Here is a 21048-nt window from a genome sequence, read left to right as displayed (position 1 = left end):
TTCATGCGCCGAGGGGGCGGCATGAGCAGGGCGTCCCGAGCGCACCAGCGCCTCGCGGTCCGTTATTTCGACGACCGCATCCTGCTCACAGACACCAGCGCATGGGCGTATTTCCGCCTTCCGACGGTCAGCTACGAGTTCGTCACGCCTGAAGAGCGTCTGGCACTGGCCACCAACATCACGATCGCGCTGGCGGCGATCAGGATGCCCGACGCCGAGGTCCATCTGAGAGTCGCGCACCGCACGTATCCGGCCGCGGAGTGGGCGATGGCGCTGAACGCGACGTCCGATGAGGGGTCCGGCTGGCGCGACTACCTGGAGGAGATGTACCGCCACGTCTGGGCCAAGGACTTCTGGTCGAAGGAGGTCTATCTCGGCGTCCGGCTCGGCCCGCGCGGCAAGCAGCTCGGCAGCGGCGTGCTCGCCCAGCTTTTCGGCTTCTACCAGAAGACCGAGAAGGCGCTGGGCATGGAGGACGACCACGTGCCCGACAGTGAGATCGGCCGCTGGACCGAGCAGGCCGAACGTCTCGGCCGGGCGCTGGCGTCGAGTGCTCTCTACGCCCGGCATGCCACCTCCGTCGAGGTGGCGTGGCTGTTCCAGCACGCGGCCGCGGGCGCGGTCGGCGATCCGCCGTCGTCGGCGAGCCCGAGGCGGCGCTGGGGCAGGGGCGAGATCGAGTCGCTGGTCGAGGGGGAGATTCACAACGGCAGGTCGCTGCTGCGGATCGTGCAGCCGCAGGGCGACTCCTACGTCGCCTACCTGTCGTTCGCCCGTTTCCCCGACCTGATGCCGTTCCCCGACGGCGAGCCGTGGCTGCACTTCGCCGACCAGCTCCCGTTCCCGGTGGAGGTCTCCTCGCGGATGCGGCTGATCCCGCCGGTCAAGGCGTCCAAGGATGTGGCGCGCAAGCTGGCGCACGCCCGCGACATGGACCACCACATCAGGGAGGCGGGCGCGGAGGCGCCGCTGGCGCTGGCCGAGCAGATCGACGCGGCCCGCATGCTGGAGCACGGCATCACCAAGGAGCGGCTGCCCTTCGTGTACGGCTGGCACCGCCTCATCGTTTCGGCCCCGACCGAGGACATCTGCGTGCAGCGTGTCGAGGCCGTCGTCGAGCACTACCGCGACCTGGGCATCGACGTGGTGAACTCGACCGGCGACCAGTTCTCGCTGTTCTGCGAGTCGCTGCCGGGCGAGAAGGTGGGCGTCAACGCCTACGCCCAGCGTCAGCCGCTGCGGACGATCGCGGGCGGCATGGCCACGGCCACCGTCGACCTCGGCGACCGGCTGGACGACGGGAGCGAGGGCTGGCTCGGCCCGTACATCGGCGAGACCGTCGGCAGGGCCCGCAGCATCGTGCACTTCGACCCGCTGCTCGCGGCCACCCGCAACCGGCCGACCGCCATCGCGATCACCGGCGAGCCGGGCGGCGGCAAGACCACGCTGGCCCTGCTGATGATCTACCAGATGGCGCTGCGCGGCGTGACGGTCGCGGTGATCGACCCGAAGGGCGATGCGGAGTCGCTGGTCAGGCTTCTGGAAAAGCGCGAGCGCAAGGCCAGGATCATCCCGCTCGGATCGGCGGCGCCGGGGCTGCTCGACCCGTTCTCGTTCGGCGACGACATCGCCGCCAAGAAGACCATGGCCACCGAGACGCTGCGCCTGCTGCTGCCCCGCATGTCGGAGGAGCGCGAGTCGGCGATGATCCAGGCGGTGGCCGCGGTGTCCAACGGGGCGGATCCGTCGCTGGGCAAGGTCGTCGACTTCCTGGAGGCGGCCGAGGACCCGGCCTCCAAGAACCTCGGCGCGGTGCTGCGCTCCATGTCGGAGATGCACCTGGCCAGGCTCTGCTTCGACCCGTCCGGCGGCGACCAGATCGACAGCGCGGGCTGGACGACGGTGTTCACGCTGGGCGGGCTGACCCTGCCCGACGTGGCGACGACCAGGGACGACTACTCCTACGAGCAGCGGCTGTCGGTGGCGCTGCTCTACCTGGTCTCCCAGTTCGCGCGCAGGCTGATGAACGGCCTCGACCGGCGTGCCCCGAAGGCGATCTTCCTGGACGAGGCGTGGGCGATCACCTCCACGCCCGAGGGCGCCAAGCTGGTGCCCGAGGTCAGCCGCATGGGCCGGTCCCGCAACACCGCTCTCGTGCTGGTCTCGCAGAACGCGGGGGACCTGCTGAACGAGCAGGTGACCAACTGCCTGTCGTCGGTGTTCGCGTTCAGGTCCACCGAGCGGGTGGAGGTGGACCACGTCATGTCGCTGCTGGGCGTGGAGTCGTCGGAGGAGCACAAGGCGGTGCTGCGCTCGCTGGGCAACGGCGAATGCGTGTTCCGCGATCTGGATGGCAGGGCGGGCCGTATCGGAGTAGACCTGATTTCCGAGGAACTTCTTCGCTGGCTCGACACGAACCCGACACACGACAAACCCGACGGCACCGGGCATGATGATCTTCAAGGGGGCGTAGGCAGAGCGCAGGAGGTACGGTCATGAAGATCCGTCTGTCTCGACGGCTCGCGCTGGCGTTCGCGCTCATCACCGGCATGCTCGTGGTGCCGATCGTGGTGGGCGGCCTTTCCACCCCCGTCGCCGCGGCCCCGTGTGACCTGTCGCCGCCGCTCAACCCCGAGATGGTGGGCGGCGGCATGGACGGCATGATCCAGCCGCCGGCCCCCGAGGGCGGGGCGCAGGCGCCGACCACCAACTACGGCCAGTTCGGGATGAGCGGCCAGTTCTGGCAGACCCATGACCTGGGCTGCTCCGACTACGTCGCCGTGCTCGGCAACATGTGGGCCAACGGCGTCTTCACCGCGGCCAAGGCCATCGACAGGCTGACGATCACCACGTACCAGGCGGCGGCGACAGAGGGGCCGCTCCAGTCGATCAAGGACGTGGTCGACGACATCGTCACGAACCTGGCCACCGCCATGTACTGGCCCTACCTCCGTCCGATCGTGATCATCGGCGCGATCTGGCTGGCCTGGTACGGGCTGATCCGCAAGCGCGCCACCACGACCGCCGAGGGCGTCATCTGGATGGTCCTGGCGGTCACGGTGGCGGTGTGGTTCTTCAGCCGGCCGGGCGACTTCACCGGCCTGGGCAAGGTCGTCACCGACAAGACCGGCGAGGTCGTCAACTCCGCCTTCTCCGGGCTGCCCGGCGCGGGCGGCGCGTCCTGCCTGCCGCCTCCCGGCGACACCAGCCCGCAGGTCAAGGCGGGCGGCTACGGCCAGGGCGGCACGCCGGGAGTCGAGCAGAACGCCGACGCGCTGTGGTCCACGCTGGTCTGCAAGCCGTGGCTGGTCGGCGTGTTCGGCACCTCCGATCCGCAGCAGCCCATCGTCCGCGACTTCGGCCGCAAGATGCTGGAGATGCAGTCGATCCCGATGGCCGTGCAGGGACAACCGGCGCCCGACAGGGGCGCCCGCCAGGCGGAATACGCCGCGCTGGCCGACAAGCTCAAGAACGACCCCGTCTACACCGTCTTCTCCGGCCGCGACTGGTCGAGCAGGCTCGGCGTGGCCGTCGGCGCGTTCATCGCCGCGCTGGTGGCCGGGACGCTCATCTTCCTGGTGGCGGTCTCGCTGCTGGTGCTGAAGGTGGGCTTCCTGCTGCTGCTGATCCTCGGGCCGGTGTTCCTGCTGATCGGCGTGCATCCGGGCAGCGGGCGCATCGTCGCCATGCGCTGGGTGGAGATGCTCGTCGGCACGCTGCTCAGACAGGCCGTGCTGACGCTCGTCCTCAGCGTCCTCGTGTACGGGTACGCGCTGATCATCTCCACGGCCATGCCATGGGGGCTGCAGGTGCTGTTCATGGCCTTGCTGACGATCGCGGTGTTCTTCTACCGCCGGCCGTTCCAGCACCTGTTCGCCTCGATGAGCGGCCACACGGTCGCCACCCGCATGCTCGGCGAGGCCGCCAGCTCCTCCGTGCTCGAACGCTCGGCGGGCGCGCTGCCGCCGGTCGCCTCGGCCAGGATCGGACGTTGGGGGCTGCGCAAGGCCGAGCCCGTCATCAGGGCGGCCGGCATGGCCAACCCGGTGGGGGCGGCCGCGGGCGCGGCGGCGACCGGCCAGGCCCGCGTACGCGCGGAGGAGGGCGAGGGCATGCCGTCAGGCGCCCGGGTGCCCGCCACTGCCGCGCCGCTCGACACCGACCAGCAGGGCGGCAAGGCCGCGGGGCGGAGCGGGCAGGAGCCGCGCAGGGGCACGGCGCCGCCGCTCAACCTGAGCGGGACCACGCGTTCGCGCGGCGGCCCCAGGGTGGCGGGCTCCCCGGGTGGCTCGGGCTCCGGCGGCTCGGCGGCGTCCGGCGGATCGGCCGGTTCGGGTGGTTCTGCGGGTTCGGGCGGCGGCTGGTTCGGCGGGGGGTCGGGCGGCGGCTGGGCCTCGCGCGGCGGCGGCTCCCGGAGCGGCGGCTCGCGTACGTCGAGGTTCGGCGGCTCGGGCGGCGCCAGGTCGGGCGGGACGCGCGGACGTTCCGGCGGCGGCCTGTTCGGCGGCTCAGGCGGCTCGGGCGGGTCAGGTGGCTCCGGCGGCGGGTCCAGGAACGGCGGGCGTTCCGGCGGCGGCAGCCCCAGGCCGTCCGGCGCGTCCTCCTCCGGCTCCCGGATCTTCGGCTCGGGCGAGCCCTCGTCCCGTACCTCGGAGGCGCCCCCGCTCTGGCTGCGCAGCAGCGGCAACGGCGGCGGCTCCGGAGGTGACAGTCCCTCCGTGCCGTTCTGGCTCAAGCCGAACAACTCCGACAAGGACTGAACATGGCGCAGCCAGGTGACAAGCGAGGGGTGGCCTTCGCCGCCATCGTCGTGGTCATCGCCGCGGTCGGCATCTACCTGACGATGTGGCCGGACTCACCGGACGAACCCGCGTCCGCGCCGGAGGCCGCCCGGACCACCGGCGCACCCCCCGTGTCGAGCACGCCGCTGGCGACCGCGAGCTCGGCGCCGTTCGACGTCTACTCCTACCTGCCGATGCGCAAGGAGCAACTCGCCGCGGCGGCCGACCTGGCAGAACGCTTCGCGGCCGTGTACGGCACGTACCGCTACGACGAGGACCCGGCGGCGTACGCGGGCCGGTTGAAGGCGTACACGACGGCCGAGCTCGGCAACATCCTGACCAGGACGGTCACCTCGGCCGGCACCATCGAGCAGAACCGCAACGACCAGATCGTCTCCACGGCCACGGCCAGGCTGAAGGAGATCAGGCAGATCGAGAAGTCCTCCATCGTCTTCGTGGTCACCGCGACCAGGCAGGTCACCGCCAAGAGCGGTAACAAGCAGGTCAACGATGAGCTCGCGGTGACGGTGAGCCAGTCGGGGGCCGACTGGAGGATCTTCGAGGTGCTGCCGGCGACCGACGGCCAGTACGGAGATGAGTAGTGAAGCTCTCACGGACTCGCTTGGCGCTGCTGATCGGCCTGGCCGGAGCGCTGCTCCTCATGGCCGTGATCGTGTCGCCGATGCTGCTGATCTCGATGCCGTCTTTCCTCAACGACGACGGCACGTCCGTCGACTGCGATGACAAAGCGCAGGTGGAGGAGGTCTCCGACTCGGGCACGTCCGACATTCCAACCGAATACCTGGACCTCTACCAGAAGAATGGCAAGAAGGTCGGCGTCCAGTGGAACATCCTGGCCGCCGTGGGCAAGCGCGAGACCGACCACGGCCGTTCCGACCTGCCCGGCGTCAAGAGCGGCACCAACTACGCCGGCGCGGCCGGGCCGATGCAGTTCCTGATCTCCACTTGGGGCGGCAAGGCCAGGATCCCGGCGTCGTCGACGGTCAACGGGTACGCCTCCGACGGCGACGGCGACGGCGTGGCCGACGTCTACAACCCGGCCGACGCCATCCTGGGCGCCGCGAAGATGCTCAAGCGCAACGGCGCCCCCGAGAACGTGCGCCGGGCGCTGTTCGTCTACAACCGCGCCTGGTGGTACGTCGACCAGGTCGAGGAGATCGCCAGGAGGTACGCCAAGTCCGGTGCGGTCAAGCTGCCGCCGCAGTCCTCGGAGGAGTGCGACGACCCGCTGGTGGAGGCCGCGCCGAGCGACATCGTCGCCGAGATCATGAAGTACGCGCTGGCGCAGCGCGGCAAGCCGTACCTGTGGGGCGGCACCGGGCCCGACGCGTTCGACTGCTCCGGTGTCATCTACGCGGCCTACCAGGCGGCGGGGCTGAGGATCCCGCGCACGACGTTCACGCAGTGGCCGTTCGGGGTGAAGGTGTTAGAGGGCCAGGAGCAGCCGGGGGACCTGGTGTTCTTCAACGCGGGTCCCGGCACCTCCGCCAACAATCCCGGGCACGTGGGGCTGGTCGTGTCGAAGGGCAAGATGCTGGAGGCGCGCTGCCGGCTGTGCGGGCCCATCAAGGTCACCAGCTACCAGGCGCGCGACAAGATCATGGGCTTCACCCGTCCGCTGCAGAACCCCGACGTACTCGATCAGTTGAAGAAGCTGCAGAATCCTTCTCTATGAGGACATTCAGCGCATGAGCGTGGTCGTGGTCGTGGCAGCGGTGATCGTCGCCCCTGGCGGCCGGGTGCTCGCCGCCCAGCGCGCGGAACCGCCGGCGCTGGCCGGCGGGTGGGAGTTCCCCGGAGGGAAGGTCGATCCGGGGGAGGGCGAGGTCGAGGCCCTGGTCCGGGAGTGCCGCGAGGAGCTCGGCGTGGAGGTCGCGGTCGGCGAGCGGGTGGGCGGGGACTGGCCTCTTTCCGATGGGTACGTGCTGCGCGTGTGGCTGGCGACCCTGGCCTCGGGCACGCCGGAACCCCGGGAGCACCTGGCGCTGCGGTGGCTCGGGCCGGGCGAGTACTACGACGTGGAGTGGCTGGGGGCGGACCTGCCCATCATGAAATCCGTGGAGAATCTGCTGCCACATGATTAGGACATTCCTCTCTGTGACACAATGACTACTAGGCGTGATATGTCAGTCGCAGCGGGGGAGTGGGAGAAATGCGGCGTGGCTGGATCATCGCCGGTGCACTGATCTTGGCAGCGGTTCCTTCCGTGCCCGTGGCTGCGGCCGGCGTGTCACTGGTGCTGGAGCGGGTCAACGGCGGGTCCGACCAACTGGGCAAATGGGTCAGGACGGGGGATGTGCAGCGGTTCAGGGTGCGGCTCAGCGGGGCGGCCAAGGGTGCCAGGGTGGCGATAGCGGCCAGCCCGGTTACGGCGCTGTCCGACGTGATCTGCGTCCCTTCACAGACGTTGTCCAGCCTCGTGCCTTCTTCCGGCGCCCTGAAGGCCGCTGGGACGGCCTCTGGGGCCGGCGGTGGCGCACTGGTGGTCGCGGGGCCGGTCGCCGTTCCAGGGGCTCTGCCGACGGGCGGTACGGCTGCCACGACGCACGCCCCTGCGACGGGCGGGGCGCAGGCGTCGGCGAAGAGTTGGACGTCCGGGGCGCTCCCGACCGGTGGCGGTGGGACGACCACGCGCGTCGGCCCCGCGGCGGCCGAGGCGCTCGCCGTGCGGGCGTTGAGCGACGCTGGGATCCTGCGCGAGGCCGACGCCACTAGGGACGCCCAAGGCCCGGGGGGAGCCGGTGCCGTGAGCGCGGCGGGGTCCACAGGCGGTGCCGGGTCCTCGACTGGCGTTGGGCCCTCGGGTGCTGCGGGGTCCTCGGGTGGTGTCAGGCCCTCGGGTGGTGTCAGGCCCTCGGGTGCTGCCGGGGCCTCAGGTGGGGTCGGGGCCTCGGGTGGCGTCAGGTCCACGACGGGGGGTGTCGAGGGCTCCGCGGCCGGGGGTGCGGTTCTGACGGGGGTGCGGGTGTGCACGCTCGGCGACGTTGCCGGGCAGCGGACGATGGACGTGACGCTCACCGTGCCCGCGGGCGCGGGGAAGCTGGCGCTCGCGGCGGTGGCCAGGACGCGCGCCACCATGGGCACCGAGGAGATCACCACGACCAGGACCGCCACCTTCCGGATTGTGGACGGTGTGGCCACGATCGACGCAGCACGCCTGCCGGGCAGGGGACACGGTGTCGCGGGCCGGCCTCATGGGAGGGTCACCCACTCGGCCAGTGCCACACCGGCCGCGTCCGAGGCCGGTGTCGGAGCGAGAGGCCGGCACACCCCCTCCACGGAGGACAGCACGGTCACGGTGAGCGAGACCGTCACAGTGCACACCGGGGGCAACGAGAGCGCCAAAGGGCGCGTGCGGGGCGGCGAGGCCACCACGGACGGCGAGGGCGTCACAGGGCCCGTAGGAGACGGTGAAACCGCCACAGTGCGGGGTGGCGGGGTCGCCACGGGACGCGGGCGGGGCGGCGAGGTCGCCACCGGGCGCGTCCAGGGCGGTGGCGCCAAGGCGCGTCCAGGGGGCGGCGGGGCGGAGACCGTCGCAGGGGGTTCGGGGAGCGAGGGGGAGGCGGCCCCGGCGCCGACGGCTGCAGCCACGGGGTTCGGCCAGGTCGTGCCGCAGGCGTTTCCCAGCATCCCGTCGGTGATCCCGAACATTTCGGCGCCCACGAGCACCCCGGCTCTCTCGACCGCCCAGCCGTCCCCCTCGGCCACTCCCACCCCACTGGACGCCGGGGGCGCGGTGCCCCTGCCGTGGGAGATGACCTTGTCGGCGAAACGGGTTCAGCCAGTTCGGGCAGAATCTGCGGTTTCGGGCCTCAAGGGATTTCCGCTGGTCGCAGGGGGGATCGCGGCGCTGCTGGGGCCGCTGTGGCTGATTGGCACGGTACAACGAGGCCGTAACCGGAAAAAGGTGTTGTAATTTCGTCTTTACTGTTGCTTTTACCCGACTAGTATTCCCTTGACCATGGTTCCGGGAGTACGCGGAGGGCTCCGGTGGCACGCACACGCGCGACAGCCGTGTCAGCTATCGTCCTTGCGCTGGGTCTGACCGGCGCGGGCGTGACCCCGTTCATCGTGCAGAGCGCCAGCGCCACGGCCGCGGCGTACGAGCCCGTCGAGCCTTGCGACGTGGGCGAGTGCAACACGACGCCCGAAACCACGGTTACGGTCACCACGACGCTGCCCACGCCGACTCAGGAAGAAGAGGAACCGGAGACGACGGTCACCAGGACCGTCACCGCGTCCCCGCCGAAGAAGAGCAAGAGTCCGACCCCGTCGCAGTCGAAGACCTCCAAGGCCCCGCCGAGCACCCCGCAGGAGACCCCGACCCAGGACATCGCGCCGCTGCCCTCGCAGAGCGTCGAGGTGCCGAGCGCGAGCGCGCCGCCTACGTCCCCTGAGGCGTCGGTCGAGATGCCGGCCGTCGCCCCGACCGATACGCCGACCACGCAGCCGAGCCAGAGCCCGGTCTCCTCCTCGGAGGAGCTCCCGGTGGAACTGCGTGCCGCCCAGCCCGAGTTCGACCAGCGGGACCTGACGCAGAAGCTCAGCATCCCCGCGCTGGTCCTGGTCCTGCTCGCGCTCTTCGCCGTGCTGATCTTCGAGGGCAGGCTGCGCCGCATGGCCCATGCGGCGGCGGTGCGCAAGGCGGGTCCGCCGACGGCCCACCCCGAAGGGCCTCCGGTCGGCGGCGGCTACCCGGCAGGACCCGGGTACGCCGCGGCGGGCTTCCCCACCCCCGGTTACCCGGGCGGCACGGCGTACGCGCCGATCATCAGCTTCGTCCCCGTCCAGACGTATCCGAGCGGACAGGTCCAGTACGGCGCCGTCTACCAGGAGCCGCCCCAGCATTACCCGCCTCAGGGCCACGCCCAGGAGGCCCCCGAGCCCCCGGTGGTGCTGCACCCGGACGAGTTCGACTCCTTCAACCACGAGCCGCCCCCGAGCAAGGAGTACCGGGACCCGTTCGAGCCGGCGGTGCAGCCGGCCCAGGTTCCGTCGGACATCCCGCCGGGCGGTTCCAGCCCGTTCGAGGGCAAGCCGGACCAACCGTTCGGCCCGGCCTCGTCGGCGGAGCAGGGTGACTCCGAGCCCTGGCAGAACCGGCCGGACTCGGGCTCGGCGCCGCTGTTCACGCCGTCCCAGCCCTACGATCCGCCGCCCTACCTGGCGGCCGACTCGGAGGCGACCGCGGTCCAGCCGCTGCCGCCCCAGCCGGAGCCGGAGCCGGATCCACAGCCGGAGCCGCCGGTCTCTCCTGAGCCCACCAAGGAGCTGCCGGAGGCCAAGCGCAAGCGGTTCCGCCGATCCAAGTAAGGCACGAAAAAAGGGGCCGGAGAGATCCGGCCCCTTTTTTCGTGCGGCTACTTGGCGGAGCTCGACCGCTTGAAGATCTTGTTGCCGAGCCACACCAGCGGGTCGTACTTCCTGTCGACCACGCGCTCCTTCATCGGGATCAGCGCGTTGTCAGTGATCTTGATGTGCTCGGGGCAGACCTCGGTGCAGCACTTGGTGATGTTGCAGTAGCCGAGCCCGTGCTCGTCCTGGGCCTCCTGCTGCCGGTCCGCCACGTCGTACGGGTGCATGTCCAGCTCGGCGATCCGCATGAGGAAGCGGGGACCGGAGAAGTTGGTCTTGTTCTCCTCATGGTCGCGGATCACGTGGCAGACGTTGTTGCACATGAAGCACTCGATGCACTTGCGGAACTCCTGGGAGCGCTCGACATCGACCTGCTGCATGCGGTACTCGCCGGGCCGCACGTCCGCCGGAGGCGTGAACGACGGGATCTCGCGGGCCTTCTGGTAGTTGAAGGACACGTCGGTGACGAGGTCCTTGATGACCGGGAACGTCCGCATGGGCGTGACCGTGATGGTCTCGTCCTCCTCGAAGGTGGACATCCGGGTCATGCAGCCCAGCCGAGGCTTGCCGTTGATCTCCATGCTGCAGGAGCCGCACTTGCCGGCCTTGCAGTTCCAGCGCACCGCCAGATCGGGCGCCTGGGTGGCCTGGAGCCTGTGGATGATGTCGAGGACGACCTCGCCCTCGTTCACCTCGACGGTGAAGTCCTCGAGTTTGCCCTCGCCGCCCTCACCGCGCCAGACCTTGAACTTTGCCTTGTAGCTCATGACTTCGCCATCCCGTCGAACTCGGCGATCTCTTCGTCGGTGAGGTACTTCTTCAGCTCGTCGCGGTCGAAGAGGCGGATCAGGTCTGCGCGCATGGACGGCTGGACCTTCTCCTCGACCTGAACAGCCGATCCGTCCTCGGTGGAGCAGACGAGCAGCTTGCGGCGCCACTCCGGGTCCATGCCCGGGAAGTCGTCGCGGGTGTGCCCGCCGCGGCTCTCCTCGCGCAGCAGGGCGGCCTTGGCCACGCACTGCGACACGAGCACCATGTTGCGCAGGTCGATGGCCAGGTGCCAGCCGGGGTTGTAGATCCGCGAGCCTGCCGCGCCGACGAGTTGCGCGCGCTCCTTGAGCTTCTCCACGGCCTGCAGCGCCTCGGAGACCTCTCCGGCCTTGCGGATGATGCCGACCAGGTCGTTCATCGTCCGCTGGAGCTCGTGGTGGACCTCGTAGGGGTTCTCGCCGCTGCGGCCCAGCGGCGCCAGCGCCTCCTCGCGGGCCTCCTCGACGAGCTGGGGCGCGATCTTGGGCCTGGAGGGCAGGTCGTCCACGTACGCGGCCGCGCCCGCGCCCGCCCGGCGCCCGAACACCAGCAGGTCGGACAGCGAGTTGCCGCCCAGCCGGTTGGAGCCGTGCATGCCGCCGGAGACCTCGCCCGCCGCGAACAGCCCTGGCACGGCCGCCGCGCCGGTGTCGGCCTCCACCTCGACGCCGCCCATGATGTAGTGGCAGGTCGGGCCCACCTGCATGGGTTCGGCGGTGATGTCGACGTCGGCCAGCTCCTTGAACTGGTGGTGCATCGACGGCAGCCGCTTCTTGATCTCCTCGGCGGGCAGCCGGGTGGAGACGTCGAGGAAGACGCCGCCCTGCGGGGATCCGCGCCCGGCCTTCACCTCGGCGTTGATCGCGCGGGCCACCTCGTCACGCGGCAGCAGCTCCGGCGGGCGCCGGTTGTTGGCCTGGTCGGTGTACCAGCGGTCGCCCTCTTCCTCGCTGGTGGCGTACTTGTCCTTGAACACCTCGGGGATGTAGTCGAACATGAAGCGCTTGCCCTCGGAGTTGCGCAGCACGCCGCCGTCACCGCGGACGGACTCGGTGACGAGGATGCCGCGCACCGACGGCGGCCAGACCATCCCGGTGGGGTGGAACTGGATGAACTCCATGTTGATCAGCTTCGCGCCGGCGAGCAGGGCCAGGGCGTGGCCGTCGCCGGTGTACTCCCAGGAGTTGGAGGTGACGACGTACGACTTGCCGATGCCGCCGGTGGCCAGGACCACAGCGGGCGCATCGAAAAGCACGAAATTTCCGGACTCGCGCCAGTAGCCGAACGCGCCCGAGATCGCGTCCCCGTCCTTCAGCAGCCGGGTGACCGTGCACTCGGCGAAGACCTTGATGTAGGCCTCGTGGTCGCCGTGCGTCTCGTAGTCCTCCTGCTGGAGGGCGACGACGCGCTGCTGCAGCGTGCGGATCAGCTCCAGCCCGGTACGGTCGCCCACGTGTGCGAGCCGTGGGTACTCGTGCCCGCCGAAGTTCCGCTGGCTGATCTTGCCGTCCTTGGTGCGGTCGAACAGCGCGCCCCAGGCCTCCAGCTCCCAGACGCGGTCGGGGGCCTCCTTGGCGTGCAGTTCGGCCATGCGCCAGTTGTTGAGGAACTTACCGCCCCGCATGGTGTCACGGAAGTGCACCATCCAGTTGTCGTCGGGGTTCACGTTGCCCATCGCGGCGGCGGCGCCGCCCTCGGCCATGACCGTGTGGGCCTTGCCGAACAGCGACTTGCAGACGATCGCCGTCCTCTTGCCCTGCTGGCGGGCCTCGATCGCGGCACGCAGCCCCGCGCCGCCCGCGCCGATGACGACGACGTCGTACTCGTAGCGCTCTGTGTTAAGCGAGTTTTCCACTGAAGCTGGTCCTTACGCGTACGGGAAGGCGATGATGCCCTTGGCCACCAGGCGGACGTACAGGTCGGCGCCCATGACCGAGAACATCGAGGCCCACGCGAGGGGTTGGTGCTTGGCGTTGAGCTTGGAGACGAACGTCCAGGCCCGGTACCGCAGCGGGTGACGGGAGAAGTGGTTGAGCCTGCCCGCGGTGATGTGCCTGCAGGAGTGGCACGACAGCGTGTAGGCGTTGATCAGGACGGCGTTGAGCACCAGGATCCAGGTGCCCAGGCCGAGCGGCTTGTGGATGAGCGCCAGGACGGCGTCGTAGGCCAGGACGAGGCCGATCAGGATGGCCGCGTAGAAGAAGTACCTGTGGACGTTCTGCATGATGAGCGGGAAGCGGCGCTCACCGGTGTACTTGCCGTGCGGCTCCTGCACCGCGCAGGCCGGCGGCGACAACCAGAACGAGCGGTAGTACGACTTGCGGTAGTAGTAGCAGGTCAGCCGGAACCCGCCTGGCAGACCGAGGATCAGCAACCCCGGCGGCAGCGTGTACCACTCGCCGAGCGGCGCCCAGCCGAACAGCCGCGCGCCCGGCGGGCACGTCGCCTCGGCCAGACAGGGCGAGGAGAACGGGGCGATGTACGGGTCGATGAAGATGCTCTCATCGAGGATCGCCCATACACCGTAGACAAGGAATGAGCTGAGCCCCAGGAATGTCAGTAGGGGGACCAGCCACCATCTATCCGTGCGCAGGGTGCGCACCTTGATCTGCGCTCGTTGCCTTCTGAGCGGGGCGTCGGGCATCGTTTGGGTCATCGCGGACCTCTCCACCTCCCGCGGACCTTTTGCGCAGGGGTCCGTGGTTTCGTTTCGCTGGGCGCGCGTACGGCTTGCATCCGCTCGGGCGCGCATTGGTGGGGGATACGTTACGACGACAGCATCGACATTTGTGAGCGGGGTCACTCACAATTTCGATGACGTGCTGTGATTCCTGTCACGTAGGCCCGTCAGAGGCGCTGCCCTTCTCGCGGCAACTTAACCACGGTTACGAAAAAATCATCGATTTGCTGGACAACTCGGATGAACTGCTCAAAATCCACCGGCTTGGACACATACGCGTTGGCGTGCAGCCGGTAGCTGTGCAGGATGTCCTCCTCCGCCTCAGATGTCGTCAGGATCACCACAGGGATCGTCCGCAGCAGCGGGTCGGCCTTGACCTCCTGGAGCACCTCCATGCCGCTCATCCTGGGCAGATTGAGATCGAGCAGGATGAGGTCCGGGCGTGTCGCGTCGGAGAAGCTGTCCTGTTTGCGCAGGTAGGCCATCGCCTGCTCGCCGTCGTTGACCACGTTGAGCCGGTTGCGCACCTTGTTGAGGTCGAAGGCCTCCTTGGTGAGCAGGATGTCGCCCTGGTCGTCTTCGACCAGGAGCACGTCGATCGGTTGCCAGTCAGTCATCGTCGTCTCCAGCCGCGGGCAGCGTCCAGCGGAACGTCGCGCCGGGGCCCTCCGCGTCGCCGTCGAGCCACAACTGTCCGCCGTGATACTCGACGATCTTGCGGCACAGAGCCAGCCCAATGCCAGTACCCGGGTAGACGTCGCGCGGATGGAGCCGCTGGAAGATCAGGAAGATGCGGTCGGCGTACTTCGGCTCGACCCCGATGCCGTTGTCGGAGCAACTGAACTCCCAGAAGCCGTCGTCGCGCCGCGCCTCGACGCGCACGACCGGCGCCTCGTCGGAGCGGAACTTCAGGGCGTTCTCGATCAGGTTCTGGAAGAGCTGGGTGAGCTGCAGCCGGTTGCCGACGACCTCGGGCAGCTCGCCGCCGGTGACGGTGGCCTCGGCGTCGGCGATGGTGGCCGACAGGTTCTCCAGCGCCGTCTCCAGCGCCGCGCCCGAGTCGACCACACTCCTGTCTCCGGTGACCCGGCCGACCCTGGAGAAGTCGAGCAGGTCGTTGATCAGCAGTTGCATGCGTTTGGCGCCGTCGACCGCGTAGTGGATGTACTGCTTGGCCCGCTCGTCGAGCTGCGAGCCGTAGCGCTGCTCCAGCATCTGCGTGAAGCTCGCGACCTTGCGCAGCGGCTCCTGCAGGTCGTGGCTGGCGACATAGGCGAACTGCTCCAGCTCGCCGTTGGACCTGCGCAGCTCGTCGGCCTGGTCGCTGGCCGCGCGCCAGGCCAGGACGATCCTGCGGCGCATGGAGTCGACGTGGCTGGACAACTCCGCCAGCTCGGCCGGCCTGTCGACGTGCAGCGCGTGGTCGAAGTCGCCGCCCGCGACCGCGCGGACCTGCGCGCCGAGCTGCTCGATGGGCTTCAGCACGGCGTAACGCAGGATGACCGCCAGGCCGATGCCGCAGCCGAACAGCACCGCGAACACCACGATCAGCGCCGCGTGCAGCCGCCCGAGCTGCGCGGCCACGTCGTCACGCGGGTTCAGCGCGACGATCTGGGCCAGCAGCGCCAGGATCACCACGACCCCCGCCGCGAACGCGCCGCCGGCCAGCGCCCCGATGAGCAGGAACCAGCGGGCGACGGGCAGTCTGCCCAGCCCGGTCGGCGCCTTCGGGGGCGGCAGAGGGTGGATGCTCATCGTCTCCTCCTGCTCATCAGGACCACCGCGAGGTCGTCGCTCAGCGTGCCGACGTCGTCGAGGAGCCGGTCGAGGTCGATGCCGCCGTGCTCGCGTATGAGGTTGACCAGACCGTCCACGCCGAGCAACTGCTGCCGCTCACCCACGGCCCCCTCGATGAGGCCGTCGGTGTAGAGCATCATCGACCACTCCTCACCCAGCGGCACCTCGATCGCCGGCCACTCGGCCTCGGCGAAGATCCCCAGCGGCGGTCCTGACGGGGCGCCGGGGACCACGTCGACCGTGCCGTCGCGCAGCAGCACCGGTGGCGGATGGCCGACCACGCGCATCCTGGCGTGGCGCAGGTCAGGGGCGATCGTGGCCATGCAGAGCGTGGTGAAGATCTCGGGGGCCTTGCGCTCGGCCCGCAGCAGGGCGTCGAGCGTGCGCAGCAGCGTGTCGCCGGTCTGCCCGGCCAGCACCAGCGTGCGCCAGGCGATGCGCAGCGCCACGCCGAGCGCGGCCTCGTCGGGGCCGTGGCCGCACACGTCGCCGACCACCACGTGCACCGCGCCGTCCGGCGTCTGCACGGTGTCGAGGAAGTCGCCGGCCAGGGTGCCGCCGCTGCCCGGCAGGTAGCGCGTGGTGTACTCGATGGCGTCGGTACGCAACAGCTTGACCGGCAGCAGCCCGCTCTGCAGCCTGGCGTTCTCCTTGGCCGTCAGCTCGGCCTGCATCAGCCGGAGCTGGGCCAGGTCGGCCCGCTTGCGCTCCATCGCGTACCTGATGGACCTGGCCAGCAGCCGCGCGTCGACGTCCTGCTTGACGAGGTAGTCCTGGGCGCCGGCCTGTACGGCGGCCGTGCCCACGTGCGTGTCCCGCAGCCCGGTGAGCACCAGCACGGCCGTGTGCGGCGCCAGCTCCAGCACCGCCTCCAGCGCCTCCAGCCGGCTGGCGTCGGGCAGCGAGAGGTCCACGAGCACGCACTGGATCTCGGAGGTCAGCTTGGACAGGGCCTCCCGCAGGCTGCGCGCGCGGAAGATCTTCGGCGGCGCCATGGCCTGGCGCAGCAGCTCCTCCACGAGGAAGGCGTCACCGTCGTCGTCCTCGATGAGGAGCAGCGTCAGCGCTTCTGAGAGGTTCTCCGTCACACCCGCCTCGCCGTAGTCGGACCTTTGCTGCTCATTCTGCGATGAGCTCGACCCCTTGCGGAAGCGTGCCCTCGTGTCCGGCTTCGACGACGAACGACAGCAGGGTCTGCCTGAAGGCCTGCGCGGCCGTGGCCGGCTCGACGTCCTTGCGGTGGGCCAGCGCGATCGTCCGGTTGAGGCCGGGCGGCGCGAGCGGCGTACCCGACAGTCCGGGCCGCCCGTCGAGCACCATCGACGGCACCACGGCCACCCCCAGCCCCGCCTCCACGAACCGCAGCACCGCGTCCATCTCCCCGCCCTGCACCGCGAGCCTCGGCTCGAACCCCGCCTGCCTGCACGCTGTCAGTGTCGCCTCCCGCAGGTCGTAGCCGCGCCTGAACATCACCATCGGCCGCCCCCGCAGGTCCTCGATCTCCAGGTAGGGGCCCTTCGAGCGCTCATGGGAGGGCGTGACGACCACGAGGTTCTCCCGCAGGATCTCCTCGGTCACCAGCGCCGGGTCGTCACTCTGCAGCGGCATGATGATCAGCGACAGGTCGAGCTGCCCCCTGGCCAGCGCCTTGACCAGGTCACGCGAGCCGCCCTCCTCGACCAGCAGCTCGATCCCCGGGTAGGCGCGGTGGAAGCGGGCCAGCGCGTCGGCCAGCAGCCCCGCGCAGAGCGAGGGCGTGGCCCCGAGCCGCACCCGGCCCCTCCTGAGCCCCGCGAGCTGGGCCACCTCCTGCCGGGCGGTGTCGGCGTCGGCCAGGATCCTGCGGGCCAGCGGCAGCAGCGCCTCGCCCGCCGGGGTCAGCGTGACGTTGCCGCGCGCCCTGGAGAACAGCGGCGCGCCGAGATCGTGCTCAAGGGCCTTGATCTGCTTGCTCAGCGACGGCTGGGCGACCCTCATGCGTTCGGCGGCCTGGGTGAAGTGCCGGGTCTCCGCCACGGCCACGAAGTACGCGAGCTGCTGCAACTGCATGTGATTTTCCTCGCACCGACAGCTTCGGATCGTCGGCGACAACCGTACAAACCAAGCATTATAGCTGACGGCTATGGAAACCAGGCTCGTGATGACTTGGACGGATCATCGCTGGATACCTAGCGTCTGAAGACGTGACTGCCACGATAGAGCGCGGTGCCGCCACCGCGCCGGTTCCCCCTCCCACCCGGGCGCCCAAGAAGCCGGGCGGCTTCATGGGCTCGTCGAACGGCAAGAAAGCCGTCATGGCCGTCACGGGGGCCGTGATGGTGATCTTCCTCGTCGCCCACATGCTCGGCAACCTCAAGATCTTCTTCGGTAGAGACTCCTTCAACGAGTACGCGCACGCGCTGCGCACGCTCCTGGAGCCCATCGCGCCGTACCGGACGGTGCTGACGCTCCTCGAGATCGGCCTCGTCATTTCGTTGGTCCTGCACATGTGGGCCGCGATCTCGCTGGCCAGGCGGGCGGGCAAGGCCAGGCCCGTGAAGTACGTGGCCAAGAAGTCGCAGGCCGGCGGCTACACGACGCACATCATGCGCTTCGGCGGCCTGACGATCCTGCTCTTCCTCATCTGGCACCTGCTCGACCTGACCTTCGGGGTGGTGAACCCCAAGGGCTTCGACTCCGCTCCTGCCGACCGCATGATCGCCGGCTTCGACGCGTCCCGATGGTGGGTGACGCTCCTCTACGTCGTGGCCGTCGCCATGGTCGGCCTGCACCTGCGCCACGGCATCTGGAGCGCCTTCCAGACGCTCGGCTGGGCCAACCGCGGCCGCTACCGGGCCCTGCGCGCGACCTCCGGCCTGGTCTCCGCGGTCCTGGTGATCGGCTTCCTGGCCCCGCCCCTCGCGATCATGTTCGGAGTTGTGAAATGAGCAGGTACACCGAAGGTCCGGACATTCAGGACACCAAGGCTCCTGAAGGGCCCATCGAGGAGCGGTGGGAGAAGCGGAAGTTCGGCGCCAAGCTGGTCAACCCCGCCAACAAGCGCAAGCTCAACGTGATCGTGGTCGGCACCGGCCTGGCGGGCGGCTCGGCCGCGGCGACGCTGGGCGAACTGGGCTACAACGTCACGTCCTTCTGCTACCAGGACTCGCCGCGCCGCGCCCACTCCATCGCCGCCCAGGGCGGCATCAACGCCGCCAAGAACTACCGGGGCGACGGCGACAGCATCTACCGGCTCTTCTACGACACCGTGAAGGGCGGCGACTTCCGCGCCCGCGAGTCGAACGTCTACCGCCTGGCCCAGGTTTCGGTGAACATCATCGACCAGGCCGTGGCGCAGGGGGTGCCGTTCGCCCGCGAGTACGGCGGCCTGCTCGACACCCGCTCGTTCGGCGGCGCCCAGGTCTCACGGACCTTCTACGCCCGCGGGCAGACGGGCCAGCAGCTGCTCCTGGGGGCCTACCAGGCGCTGGAGCGGCAGATCGCGGCCGGGACCGTGACCATGCACACCCGGCACGAGATGCTCGACGTGATCGTCTCCGACGGGCGGGCGCGCGGCGTCATCGTACGCGACATGGTCACCGGCGAGATCGAGCGCCACCTGGCCGACGCCGTGGTGCTGGCCACCGGCGGCTACGGCAACGTGTTCTTCCTGTCCACGAACGCCAAGGGCTGCAACACCACGGCGATCTGGCGGGCCCACGAGCGCGGCGCGTACTTCGCCAACCCCTGCTACACGCAGATCCACCCGACCTGCATCCCGGTCTCCGGCGAGTACCAGTCGAAGCTGACGCTCATGTCGGAGTCGCTGCGCAACGACGGGCGTGTGTGGGTGCCGCTGCGCAAGAACGACGACCGCGCCCCCGGGGACATCCCGGAGGAGGAGCGCGACTACTACCTGGAGCGGATCTACCCCGCCTTCGGCAACCTCGTCCCCAGGGACATCGCCTCGCGTGCCGCCAAGAACGTCTGCGACGAGGGCCGCGGCGTCGGCCCCGGCGGCCTCGGCGTGTACCTGGACTTCAGGGACGCCATCAACCGCCTGGGACGCGCGGCCGTGGAGAAGAAGTACGGCAACCTCTTCGAGATGTACGAGCGCATCACCGGGGAGAACCCGTACGACGTGCCGATGCGCATCTACCCGGCCGTCCACTACACGATGGGCGGGCTGTGGGTGGACTACGACCTGCAGTCGACGATCCCCGGGCTCTTCGTCGTCGGCGAGGCCAACTTCTCCGACCACGGGGCCAACCGGCTCGGCGCGTCGGCGCTGATGCAGGGCCTGGCCGACGGATATTTCGTCCTTCCGACCACCATCGGCGACTACCTGGCCGCCGGCCCGTTCGGCGACGTGGACGAGGAGGCCGTGGCCCAGGCCGAGATCAAGGTCCGCGACAGGATCGACCGGCTCATGGCCGTCAACGGCACCCGCACGCCCGACTCCTTCCACCGCGAGCTCGGCAAGCTCATGTGGGACTACTGCGGCATGGAGCGCACCGAAGAGTCGCTGCGCAAGGCGCTGGAGCGCATCCCCGAGCTGCGCGAGGAGTTCTGGAACAACGTCAAGGTGACCGGAACGGCCGAGGAACTGAACCAGGTCCTGGAGAAGGCCGGGCGCGTCGCCGACTTCTTCGACCTGGCCGAGCTCATGTGCCTGGACGCCCTGGTCCGCACGGAGTCCTGCGGCGGCCACTTCCGCGCCGAGTCCCAGGACGCCGACGGCGAGGCGCTGCGCGACGACGAGAACTTCGCCTACGTCTCGGCCTGGGAGTTCGGCCAGGACGGGCCCGTTCTGCACAAGGAACCGCTCGAGTACGAATACGTCAAGATGACCCAGCGGAGCTACAAGTGAACCTGACCCTTCGCGTCTGGCGGCAGAGCGGTCCTTCCGACTCCGGACGAATGGTGACCTACAAGGTCGAGGACGTCTCCCCGGACATGTCATTCCTGGAGATGCTGGACGTCCTGAACGAGCGCCTCATCCTGGAGGGCGACGACCCGATCGCCTTCGACCACGACTGCCGCGAGGGCATCTGCGGCATGTGCGGCATGGTCATCAACGGCGTCGCCCACGGCGAGCAGCGCGCGACGACGACCTGCCAGCTCCACATGCGCCACTTCGAGGACGGCGCCACGATCACCATCGAGCCGTGGCGCGCCGCCCCGTTCCCCGTGGTCAAGGACCTCGTCGTGGACCGCAGCGCCTTCGACCGGATCATCCAGGCCGGCGGCTTCGTCTCCGTCCCGGCCGGGTCGGCCCCCGACGCGCACAGCGTGCCCGTACGCAAGGAGGACGCCGACGACGCCTTCGACGCGGCCACCTGCATCGGCTGCGGCGCCTGCGTGGCGGCCTGCCCGAACGGCTCCGCCTCCCTGTTCACCGCCGCCAAGATCACCCACCTGAGCCTTCTGCCCCAGGGGCAGCCCGAACGGCTCTCGCGGGCCAAGGCGATGGTGGACCAGATGGACGCGGAGGGGTTCGGCGGCTGCACGAACACCGGCGAGTGCACGGCGGTGTGCCCGAAGGGGATCCCGCTGGACACGATCGCGCAGATGAACAGCGACTACCTGAAGGCCAACGCCAAGTAGGCCAGAACAGGCCCC

Annotated in this window: 17 protein-coding genes; 10 read left to right on the top strand and 7 right to left on the bottom strand. The window is 69.5% G+C overall.

Annotation, left to right across the window (positions count from 1 at the left end; translation table 11 throughout):
* The first annotated feature begins 21 nt into the window (after positions 1-21).
* The 7 genes from ACFOY2_RS34145 to ACFOY2_RS34115 all read left to right on the top strand — a co-directional run bounded on the left by ACFOY2_RS34145 (position 22) and on the right by ACFOY2_RS34115 (position 10118).
* Positions 22-2499 carry an ATP-binding protein gene (locus ACFOY2_RS34145; protein ID WP_379532232.1) on the top strand — a complete coding sequence of 826 codons (2478 nt, stop codon included), beginning with the start codon at positions 22-24 and terminating at the stop codon, positions 2497-2499.
* Complete coding sequence (locus tag ACFOY2_RS34140) at positions 2496-4760, top strand: type IV secretion system protein (RefSeq protein WP_379532231.1); 2265 nt, start codon at positions 2496-2498, stop codon at positions 4758-4760. The genes ACFOY2_RS34145 and ACFOY2_RS34140 overlap by 4 nt, the downstream gene beginning before the upstream one ends.
* Before the next feature lie 2 nt (positions 4761-4762).
* Positions 4763-5383, top strand: coding sequence for a hypothetical protein (locus ACFOY2_RS34135; RefSeq protein WP_379532230.1), 621 nt, complete (start codon positions 4763-4765; stop codon positions 5381-5383).
* Entirely contained in the window at positions 5383-6477 is a 1095-nt protein-coding gene (locus ACFOY2_RS34130) for a C40 family peptidase (protein ID WP_379532229.1), read from the top strand. The genes ACFOY2_RS34135 and ACFOY2_RS34130 overlap by 1 nt, the downstream gene beginning before the upstream one ends.
* 13 nt (positions 6478-6490) lie before the next feature.
* Positions 6491-6886: a (deoxy)nucleoside triphosphate pyrophosphohydrolase gene (locus ACFOY2_RS34125; protein ID WP_379532228.1), complete on the top strand. Its 396-nt coding sequence runs from the start codon at positions 6491-6493 to the stop codon at positions 6884-6886.
* A gap of 122 nt (positions 6887-7008) precedes the next feature.
* The gene (locus tag ACFOY2_RS34120; protein WP_379532227.1) at positions 7009-8721 is read left to right on the top strand and encodes a hypothetical protein; all 1713 of its coding nucleotides are present in this window, start codon (positions 7009-7011) and stop codon (positions 8719-8721) included.
* Between the two features lie 74 nt (positions 8722-8795).
* The gene (locus tag ACFOY2_RS34115; protein ID WP_379532226.1) at positions 8796-10118 is read left to right on the top strand and encodes a hypothetical protein; all 1323 of its coding nucleotides are present in this window, start codon (positions 8796-8798) and stop codon (positions 10116-10118) included.
* Between the two features lie 47 nt (positions 10119-10165).
* Here the strand turns inward: ACFOY2_RS34115 and ACFOY2_RS34110 are convergent, their stop codons facing one another.
* The 7 genes from ACFOY2_RS34110 to ACFOY2_RS34080 all read right to left on the bottom strand — a co-directional run bounded on the left by ACFOY2_RS34110 (position 10166) and on the right by ACFOY2_RS34080 (position 17496).
* Positions 10166-10927 carry a succinate dehydrogenase/fumarate reductase iron-sulfur subunit gene (locus tag ACFOY2_RS34110; protein ID WP_379532225.1) on the bottom strand — a complete coding sequence of 254 codons (762 nt, stop codon included), beginning with the start codon at positions 10925-10927 and terminating at the stop codon, positions 10166-10168.
* Positions 10924-12825, bottom strand: a complete 1902-nt coding sequence (locus ACFOY2_RS34105) for a fumarate reductase/succinate dehydrogenase flavoprotein subunit (protein WP_379532224.1) — start codon at positions 12823-12825, stop codon at positions 10924-10926. Before ACFOY2_RS34105 ends, ACFOY2_RS34110 begins: the two co-directional genes overlap by 4 nt.
* 12 nt (positions 12826-12837) lie before the next feature.
* Positions 12838-13626 (bottom strand): hypothetical protein, encoded by a 789-nt coding sequence (locus ACFOY2_RS34100; protein WP_357822680.1) that lies wholly within the window; start codon positions 13624-13626, stop codon positions 12838-12840.
* 191 nt (positions 13627-13817) lie between these two features.
* Complete coding sequence (locus tag ACFOY2_RS34095) at positions 13818-14267, bottom strand: response regulator (protein WP_379532223.1); 450 nt, start codon at positions 14265-14267, stop codon at positions 13818-13820.
* Positions 14260-15405 (bottom strand): sensor histidine kinase, encoded by a 1146-nt coding sequence (locus tag ACFOY2_RS34090; RefSeq protein ID WP_379532222.1) that lies wholly within the window; start codon positions 15403-15405, stop codon positions 14260-14262. The genes ACFOY2_RS34095 and ACFOY2_RS34090 overlap by 8 nt, the downstream gene beginning before the upstream one ends.
* The gene (locus tag ACFOY2_RS34085) at positions 15402-16535 is read right to left on the bottom strand and encodes a PP2C family protein-serine/threonine phosphatase (protein ID WP_379532221.1); all 1134 of its coding nucleotides are present in this window, start codon (positions 16533-16535) and stop codon (positions 15402-15404) included. Before ACFOY2_RS34085 ends, ACFOY2_RS34090 begins: the two co-directional genes overlap by 4 nt.
* Before the next feature lie 31 nt (positions 16536-16566).
* Entirely contained in the window at positions 16567-17496 is a 930-nt protein-coding gene (locus tag ACFOY2_RS34080; protein WP_379532220.1) for a LysR family transcriptional regulator, read from the bottom strand.
* 134 nt (positions 17497-17630) lie between these two features.
* On the opposite strand from ACFOY2_RS34080, the gene ACFOY2_RS34075 reads away from it, so the two are divergent.
* Genes ACFOY2_RS34075 through ACFOY2_RS34065 form a run of 3 tightly spaced genes read left to right on the top strand, consistent with a single transcriptional unit; the run spans position 17631 to position 21033 of the window.
* Positions 17631-18374, top strand: a complete 744-nt coding sequence (locus ACFOY2_RS34075; protein WP_379532219.1) for a succinate dehydrogenase cytochrome b subunit — start codon at positions 17631-17633, stop codon at positions 18372-18374.
* Positions 18371-20296: a fumarate reductase/succinate dehydrogenase flavoprotein subunit gene (locus tag ACFOY2_RS34070; RefSeq protein ID WP_379532218.1), complete on the top strand. Its 1926-nt coding sequence runs from the start codon at positions 18371-18373 to the stop codon at positions 20294-20296. The genes ACFOY2_RS34075 and ACFOY2_RS34070 overlap by 4 nt, the downstream gene beginning before the upstream one ends.
* Positions 20293-21033, top strand: a complete 741-nt coding sequence (locus tag ACFOY2_RS34065) for a succinate dehydrogenase/fumarate reductase iron-sulfur subunit (RefSeq protein WP_379532217.1) — start codon at positions 20293-20295, stop codon at positions 21031-21033. The genes ACFOY2_RS34070 and ACFOY2_RS34065 overlap by 4 nt, the downstream gene beginning before the upstream one ends.
* Positions 21034-21048 lie beyond the last annotated feature (15 nt).

The sequence above is a fragment of the Nonomuraea purpurea genome (genome assembly GCF_042650645.1).
Classification (GTDB): Bacteria; Actinomycetota; Actinomycetes; order Streptosporangiales; family Streptosporangiaceae; genus Nonomuraea; species Nonomuraea purpurea.
The sequence above is the reverse complement of the archived record's forward strand: the minus strand, read 5'-3'. Positions and strand labels throughout refer to the sequence as shown.

What these genes read in the sequence shown, in the direction of transcription:
- ACFOY2_RS34145 (WP_379532232.1), top strand. Translation starts at nt 22, where the DNA reads ATGAGCAGGGCGTCCCGAGCGCACCAGCGCCTCGCGGTCCGTTATTTC.
- ACFOY2_RS34140 (WP_379532231.1), top strand. Translation starts at nt 2,496, where the DNA reads ATGAAGATCCGTCTGTCTCGACGGCTCGCGCTGGCGTTCGCGCTCATC.
- ACFOY2_RS34135 (WP_379532230.1), top strand. Translation starts at nt 4,763, where the DNA reads ATGGCGCAGCCAGGTGACAAGCGAGGGGTGGCCTTCGCCGCCATCGTC.
- ACFOY2_RS34125 (WP_379532228.1), top strand. Translation starts at nt 6,491, where the DNA reads ATGAGCGTGGTCGTGGTCGTGGCAGCGGTGATCGTCGCCCCTGGCGGC.
- ACFOY2_RS34110 (WP_379532225.1), bottom strand. Translation starts at nt 10,927, where the DNA reads ATGAGCTACAAGGCAAAGTTCAAGGTCTGGCGCGGTGAGGGCGGCGAG.
- ACFOY2_RS34100 (WP_357822680.1), bottom strand. Translation starts at nt 13,626, where the DNA reads ATGACCCAAACGATGCCCGACGCCCCGCTCAGAAGGCAACGAGCGCAG.
- ACFOY2_RS34095 (WP_379532223.1), bottom strand. Translation starts at nt 14,267, where the DNA reads ATGACTGACTGGCAACCGATCGACGTGCTCCTGGTCGAAGACGACCAG.
- ACFOY2_RS34090 (WP_379532222.1), bottom strand. Translation starts at nt 15,405, where the DNA reads ATGAGCATCCACCCTCTGCCGCCCCCGAAGGCGCCGACCGGGCTGGGC.
- ACFOY2_RS34080 (WP_379532220.1), bottom strand. Translation starts at nt 17,496, where the DNA reads ATGCAGTTGCAGCAGCTCGCGTACTTCGTGGCCGTGGCGGAGACCCGG.
- ACFOY2_RS34070 (WP_379532218.1), top strand. Translation starts at nt 18,371, where the DNA reads ATGAGCAGGTACACCGAAGGTCCGGACATTCAGGACACCAAGGCTCCT.